The organism is Thermoclostridium caenicola (genome assembly GCF_900142095.1).
GTDB lineage: Bacteria > Bacillota > Clostridia > DSM-8532 > DSM-8532 > Thermoclostridium_A > Thermoclostridium_A caenicola.
The window spans coordinates 1-1,576 of sequence record NZ_FQZP01000105.1 but is presented as its reverse complement, the minus strand read 5'-3'; the positions used below and the strand labels follow the sequence as shown (position 1 = coordinate 1,576).

The following is a 1,576-nucleotide window of genomic DNA, read 5'->3' as shown; positions in this document are numbered from 1 at the left end:
TTGCGATGGTACTGGGCTACTCTCGCGCTATGTACATCGAATTTACAAAACGATGTGACATTCACAGCTTTTTACGTTGCATGGTAAACGCGTTGGAGTACTTCGGCGGAGTTCCGAAAACAATGCTGACCGACCAAATGAAAACGGTCATACTGGGCATGGGGGATAATCGAAAGCCCCGTTGGCATCCGCTGTTTGAAGACTTTGCCGCAACGGTTGGTATGGTTCCCAAAGTCTGTCGCGTGAGGCGGCCACAGACAAAAGGCAAGGTGGAACGGACGGTCCGGTTCATAGAACAAAATTTCATGCCGGGCAGACGATTCACGGATGTGGAGGACCTGAATCGTCAAGCGAGACAGTGGTGCGATGAACAGAACCGACGTATTCACGGGACGACCGGAGAAAGACCCATCGATCGGTTGGTTGAGGAGCAGCTTGGAACACTTCCGCCTGCGGATCGTCTGGCGAAGTACAGGTTTGAAGTCCGAAAGGCAAGCCGGGATGGATTTGTGAGCTATGATGGTGTGCGATATGGCATACCATGGCAGTACAGCGGACGGGAAGTGAAAGTACGGGACATCAATGGGTTCATAGAAATTTACTGGGAGAAAGAGCTGATTGCCCAGCACAAGAAACATTCCCAATCGCGGATGTGGGTTATGTGTGAACAGCAGTATGCGAACTTGGGCACAGCCCAAGGGTATGCATATCCTAAGCCTTTGGGCATCCAGATTCCGGTTCAAGACGTGGAAGTACGCCCACTGGATATGTATGAACGGCTGACGGGGGTGGGAGCATGATAGAGCTGGAACAAGCCCGCCACCGGCTGGAAGAGCTAGGCATGTGGCAAGCCGCTCAATTGCTGGAAGCCATTATTGAAGCCGCCAGTCGTAGTCAAAACACGTATTTGTCTTTTCTTAATGAACTGTTGGAAGCAGAGCTCCAGGAGCGCCAACGCCGAAACGTCGAGGTGCGCATGAAATTGTCGCATTTGCCCTACCGCCGCACCTTAAGCGAGTTCGACTTTTCCTTTCAGCCAGGAATTGACGAACGGCTCATCCGGGAGCTTGCAGGATTGACCTTCATTGGAAGACATGAAAATGTGTTGTTTCTGGGCCCTCCTGGAGTTGGCAAGACACACTTGGCTGTTGCTATTGCCATGGAAGCCATTGGGCAAGGATTGCCGGTCTATTTTGTCTCTCTCACGCAGCTCATCAACGATTTGAGGAAAGCATATGAAGAGAATCGTCTTGATAAGCGTATGAGGGTGTATTTAAGGCCTCGCCTTCTGATTGTGGATGAAGTGGGGTATCTGCCGCTTGACCCTCTGGCAGCGAATCTGTTTTTTCAGCTAGTGTGTGCCCGCTATGAGAAAGGGAGCATGATTCTGACAAGCAACAAAAGCATTGGTGAGTGGGATGAACTAATGGGCGATCCTGTCCTGGCGACAGCGGTTCTAGACAGGCTGCTGCATCACTGCCATGTCATCAATATTCGCGGAAACAGCTACCGCTTGAAAGACAAACTAAAAACCGGAATCTATTCGACACAAGGCACAAAGGTGGGTCAATTTTTT

Annotated in this window: 2 protein-coding genes; both read left to right on the top strand. The window is 50.7% G+C overall.

From position 1 onward, the window contains the following. Positions 1 to 800: IS21 family transposase (istA, locus tag F3H12_RS13060; protein ID WP_149679748.1), on the top strand; the 800-nt coding region annotated here is incomplete at its 5' end. Further along, positions 797 to 1,576: IS21-like element helper ATPase IstB (istB, locus tag F3H12_RS13055; protein ID WP_149679747.1), on the top strand; the 780-nt coding region annotated here is incomplete at its 3' end. The genes istA and istB, both read left to right, overlap by 4 nt.